The organism is Frisingicoccus sp., assembly GCA_016298055.1.
Lineage (GTDB): Bacteria > Bacillota > Clostridia > Lachnospirales > Lachnospiraceae > Frisingicoccus.
Window position 1 is genome coordinate 1 of sequence record JAEDDO010000124.1, and the last position, 5,285, is coordinate 5,285.

The 5,285-nt window shown below is 39.8% G+C and carries 3 protein-coding genes and 1 other annotated feature; all 3 genes read right to left on the bottom strand.

Features of this window, described 5'->3' with window-relative positions:
- Positions 1-125 precede the first annotated feature (125 nt).
- Positions 126-363: a binding site (T-box leader), on the bottom strand.
- A 41-nt stretch (positions 364-404) separates the two neighbouring features.
- The 3 genes from QZZ35_RS08800 to QZZ35_RS08810 all read right to left on the bottom strand — a co-directional run bounded on the left by QZZ35_RS08800 (position 405) and on the right by QZZ35_RS08810 (position 4,992).
- The gene (locus QZZ35_RS08800; protein ID WP_291237065.1) at positions 405-2,585 is read right to left on the bottom strand and encodes an EAL domain-containing protein; all 2,181 of its coding nucleotides are present in this window, start codon (positions 2,583-2,585) and stop codon (positions 405-407) included.
- Between the two features lie 116 nt (positions 2,586-2,701).
- Complete coding sequence (locus QZZ35_RS08805; RefSeq protein WP_291237066.1) at positions 2,702-4,402, bottom strand: transposase; 1,701 nt, start codon at positions 4,400-4,402, stop codon at positions 2,702-2,704.
- A gap of 227 nt (positions 4,403-4,629) precedes the next feature.
- Positions 4,630-4,992: an Hpt domain-containing protein gene (locus QZZ35_RS08810; RefSeq protein WP_291234982.1), complete on the bottom strand. Its 363-nt coding sequence runs from the start codon at positions 4,990-4,992 to the stop codon at positions 4,630-4,632.
- Between the last annotated feature and the right edge of the window lie 293 nt (positions 4,993-5,285).

Sequence of the window (5,285 nt, forward strand, 5' to 3'; positions counted from 1 at the left end):
TCTGCAAAACTCATTGTCGGACTAATCTCAAAAAAGGACTGTGTGGAGTCGGAATGTAATTATCCAAAATGGCAAAAAATGTAAATTTTTCCCATAAACAAAAAAACTGTTCATCCTGAAATTCCTTTCAGGACGAACAGTGTATCTATCCGCGGTACCACCTGACTTACTGTCATATAAACAGTCACCTTCATGACCTGCTGTTTTAACGTCCAGCTCACGGCGCCCCTACTGATTCTTAAAGAATGTTCAGTTTGCAGCTGTTAGAGTGTTATTCCTGCATATTCACTTTACGGGTATCCCACCATCACCCGCTCTCTGGGAACGATAATATACAGTACTTCTCTCTGTCATCGCTTTTTTTCAGAGTTTATACCTTCTGTTTAGTTTTGTCAAGTGGTAAATTATTTCTTTTTGTCTGATTTGCTGACTTTTTTCCATTTTATCATATTCTGTATGGAAAGCAGGAGCAGCGACTGCTGATAAGGTTTACCGATAAAACGGTCCGCCCCGAGTTTCAACGCCATCAGATCACTGTCTTCCTCCAGTTCGGAAGTAATAATGACAGGAATTTCATCCATCTCTTTGTGCTTGCTCCGTTTCTTAAGAAACTGAAATCCATCCATCACAGGCATGATCATATCCAGCAAAATGACAGATATCTCATCTGCATGTTTTTTCAGATAAGCATATGCTTCCTTTCCGTTGGTCGCCTCCACAATATGATAATAAGGTTCAAGCATACTCTTAAGAATCTCTCGATTCATCTCGCTGTCTTCCGCAATAAGTATGGTTTCTTTCCTTTTGCCGATAGCTGCCGGTTCCTGAAACTCTGCTGTCAGATAATCTCTTTTATCCTCTTCTGCTCTGGCATGCTCCTCCATATAGATTTCAAATTCCTGACGATTCATCGGTTTTGCATAATAATATCCTTGAACATAGTCACAGCCGAACCGTTTTAACTCGACCAACTGCTGTTTTGTCTCAACGCCCTCAGCTACCGTTTTCAGATTGAGCCACTTCGACAAGCTGATAACAAATCCGAGAATACTCTTTTTACTGCTTGAACCCTCACGCAGGAATTTCATATCCAACTTTAAAACATCCACCGGAAGCTCACTGAGCACATTAAGCGAAGAATGTCCGGAGCCAAAATCATCCATCTCAATTTTAAATCCTTTTTCACGAAGATCCTTCAGCATCTGTATGATCTGCCACAACTCATCCATATACACAGATTCCGTAACTTCCAGATGCAAAAGTTCTCTGTCAATACCATAACGGTCCGTCAATTCGACAATTTTTTCTACAAGCAGAGGATCTGAAAAATCAATTCTCGAAACATTCACGGAAACAGGTACAATGGTTCTGCCCTCCGCTTTCCATGCTTTTAAGTCTCTGCAAACTTCTTCCCAGACATAAAAATCCAGCTGGGAAATAAATCCATTATGTTCAAATAACGGAATAAAATCTGCCGGTGACATAAAACCAAACTCTGGATGAATCCATCGCACAAGTGCCTCAGCACCTGCAATACAATCATTATGAATATCATATTTCGGCTGATAATATACCAGAAACTGATGTTCCTTAAGTGCGTCCTCCATTGAATCCAGAATCTGATGTTCTTTCAAAATATCTTTGCTCAATGAATGATCATAGATCGCCACATTCACACCGTAATGTCTCTTAATTCGATTCATGGCAAAAACCGCCCTGTCACACATACCAAAAGGCGGCATATTGCTATTGACATTCTCATAAATCCCATACTTAATGACCGGATTATGAATCGTAACACCCGGCACGACCTCATCCCACTGCCATAACAATTCCGAACGCCGCTGTGCATCACTGTGGTGAACAAACATGGCAAACAGATCATCATGAAGTCTTGTGCAGATCTCACCCGGCCCCATCAATTTCTTAAAACGTTCTCCCATATAATGAAGAACTCTGTCTCCGGCTTCTACGCCAAGCCGCTCATTCACTATCTTAAATCGCTCCATGTCCGCAACGATCATGTCATAAGGACAGTCTTTATAATCCTGAAGAATCTGCGCCACTTTAAGATAAAAAAAGTCTCTCGTATAAAGCCCTGTGAGCGGATCTCGCTCTATCATATTCAAAATTGCCGCTGTTTCCCGTAAATGGATCATACGATCCACACGACATCGGACAAGCTCCATACGATAAGGCTTCGGCAGAAAATCAACAGCTCCAAGCTCCAGGCATCGTATCTCTTCCTCTTCCTGATCTTTCGCAGTTGTCACGATCACCGGAATCATAGATAATTGTAAGTCTTCCCTTACTATACGCAAAAACTCATATCCATCCATCACAGGCATGAGCAAATCAAGAAGAACCATGCAGATCTCCGCACTCTCGCGTTTCAAAATATCCAATGCTTCCTGACCGTTTTCTGCTGTCAGTATCTCATAGCGTCCCTCTAAAAGATGGCTCAATAAAGACCGACTGACCGCATCATCATCTACAATAAGAATTTTGCGACTCCCCTTTTTTACTTTTGCATAGTATGTATGAAATATATTATTATCTATATTTACACTCTTCCCATCTGGCATCTTTGTACCCCCCCCCAGACCGTCCAAAAACTTCTTTTTTATGCATAAAATAAGCCCTTTCCCTCATTCTGTATCATTGAAAACTAAATAAAATACACAGTGTTGAAGAAATAGGCTTATGCTTCTGTCATAAGTTCCATCATTTTGTCAAATCCCAGGAGATTTTTTGCTCGTTCCAGATTATATCCCAGGCAAAAGAGCGCAAATTCCCCTGCCACTTTTTTCATTCCTTTTAGCAGGAAATAAGTGGCTCCCATTGCCCGTTTTATCGTTCCAAATGGATGTTCTGACAGGCACATCCTCTGACTCATTTTCTCCTGGTCTGGTTTAAGAAAAAATCTTACGATCTTTACTTTCTCATAATGCCATTTTTCTTTAATTTTCATTTCTTCCGGTTCTTTTCCTTCTGTTTTTAACCAGTCCTTACATGGCTTCTGAAGCTGATCTTTTGTAAAATCAATCTCTTTCCATTCGTTTTTCCCTTTATAACACCTGTTACGATTTTTGCAGTGTTTACAGGCATTTTTATTTGCATATCGGATATTTCCATTTTTCTTGATGCATTTCTGCCTGAGTATCTCTCCTGCCGGACAATATACAAGATTTCGCTCAGGATCTCTGACAAAATATCCTTCCCTTGCTTTTTCCTGCATTTCCTCTGCTGATCCATAAATCGAAGTACACCCTTCCTTTTCGTCTACGACTTTTCGACGTACTTCCTCGACTTTTATATCCTGTATAACTTCTTTATATACTTCCGGAATCTTTCCTGCATGCAATGCTTTCTTTAGTTCTTCCGGTTCTGCACTGGTTATATCTGCTTCAGCCTCTTCATAGGGTATTTCTATTTCATAACCATCTTTTCCATCATCCGTTATCACATGCGGAATGATTCCTTTTTCCAGACATCTGACCATGTCATCTGTATCTTCGTAGCCTTTATCTGCAACAACTTCTACAATCGCTTCCGGGGCCTCTTCTTTGATTTTCTTCATTGTGTTTTCCAGAAGTCCATGATCCGTTACCTGATTTGTCATCTGAAAATCACGGATCAGATGCGTTTTTGAATCTACTGCTGTCTGTGGATTATACGCTACAGTAAATCCATTTTTATTCTTCATAAGCTTTGCATCTGCATCAGTAATGGAAAGCTGTGATACTCCGGTTTCTTCCATCAACTTCTGGTAGCTTTCATACCTTGCAAGACGTTCCTGGGCTTCCTGGAGTTTCGCTTCAATGATCTCACGTGTTAGTTTTTCCGGATCATCCTGCTGTCCTTCCTCTTCATCCATTTCACTCAGTATCCGAAGATATTCATCTGTATGACCATTCAGCCACTTGATACGGTCATCCAGTTTATTTTTTGTGAAGTTATTGTCTTTCGAATTGTTGGCCTGAATCTTTGTTCCATCCACAGATGAAAATCCCCATTCCACTGCACCGGAAATCCGGCGGTTGAATTCATGAAAAATTTCCTTCAGACTGTCTATGTTATTTTTTCTGAAATCTGAAATGGTACGAAAATCCGGTTCTACACCTCCAAGCATCCACTTTACTTCCAAATTCACTCTGCAGCTTTCCGCCAATTTACGAGAGGACCGGATTCCTTTTCTGCTTCCATAAATATACAATTTATACAGACTTTTAGGATCATACGCCGGACGTCCTTCAACAGATACAGGTTTTACACCATATCTGCTTATATCAAGGCTATTTACAAACGCATCAATTATTCTTGCAATACTCTTTTTATCTACAAACGAATCCCATGAACAGCACATCAGCTGCTCACGGTCAAAGCCAGAAATATATGGCATAACAGAACACCCCGAAATCATTTTTTACTGAGTCCATTATACTATATTTAGACAATGTCTGCATGATTTCTGTGTACTTTATTCAGTTTTCAATGTACAATTTGATTTATATTGAACACCTATAAATAAATGTATCAACCTTTAGTATATCAGGTTAGATTATCTGAGTTTTCGGACAGTCTCCCCCGCCACAAAAAATGCCTTTTTCCGGCAGGAAATTCATTAATTTATGATAACATCTGAATTGCTTCAACAACAGCATCATAATCTTCTTTGACGATTCCAAAAAGAGAGGCACACTGGGACGCGTCAATCTGGCCATCTGCTTTTCCGCGTAAAAATTCCGTCAACGAACTGGAAGATTCCCCAAGTCTCTTAAAACTAAGATTCTGTGCAATGCCCTTCAGAGTATGCGCTGCACGAAAAGCCTCTTCATAATTTTTGCTGTCTAATGCTGCACATAATGATCCAAAAGTCGGATCCGATAAAAATTTCAACACAAATTTTTTTATTAAGGCATCGCTTCTGAGACGTGCCTGAACATCTTCATAATTACCGCCAAATGATGCATAACATTCTTCTAATTTCATAACGTATCTTCTCCTATTTTATCTGTATGGTTTATTATAAATCTTGATAATATCTTACCAGTTTTAGGAAAAATATTCAATATACATCCTAAAATAAAGAACTTCAGGAATAAGTAAAAACCTATTCCTGAAGTTCTCAAGGTGGAGGCAAATCAACGATAGCTCCGACCCTTTTCATATCTATTATTTTTTTCCGAAAATATTCTGCAGTGTATGAACAACTTCCTCTATATCGATCGGTTTAGAGAGGAAACCATCCATTCCGCAGTCTGCAGCCGCCTTGCGATCCTCAT

Bases quoted from the DNA above. Each gene is read 5' to 3' on its own strand.
- QZZ35_RS08800 (WP_291237065.1), bottom strand. From the start codon at position 2,585: ATGCCAGATGGGAAGAGTGTAAATATAGATAATAATATATTTCATACA.
- QZZ35_RS08805 (WP_291237066.1), bottom strand. From the start codon at position 4,402: ATGCCATATATTTCTGGCTTTGACCGTGAGCAGCTGATGTGCTGTTCA.
- QZZ35_RS08810 (WP_291234982.1), bottom strand. From the start codon at position 4,992: ATGAAATTAGAAGAATGTTATGCATCATTTGGCGGTAATTATGAAGAT.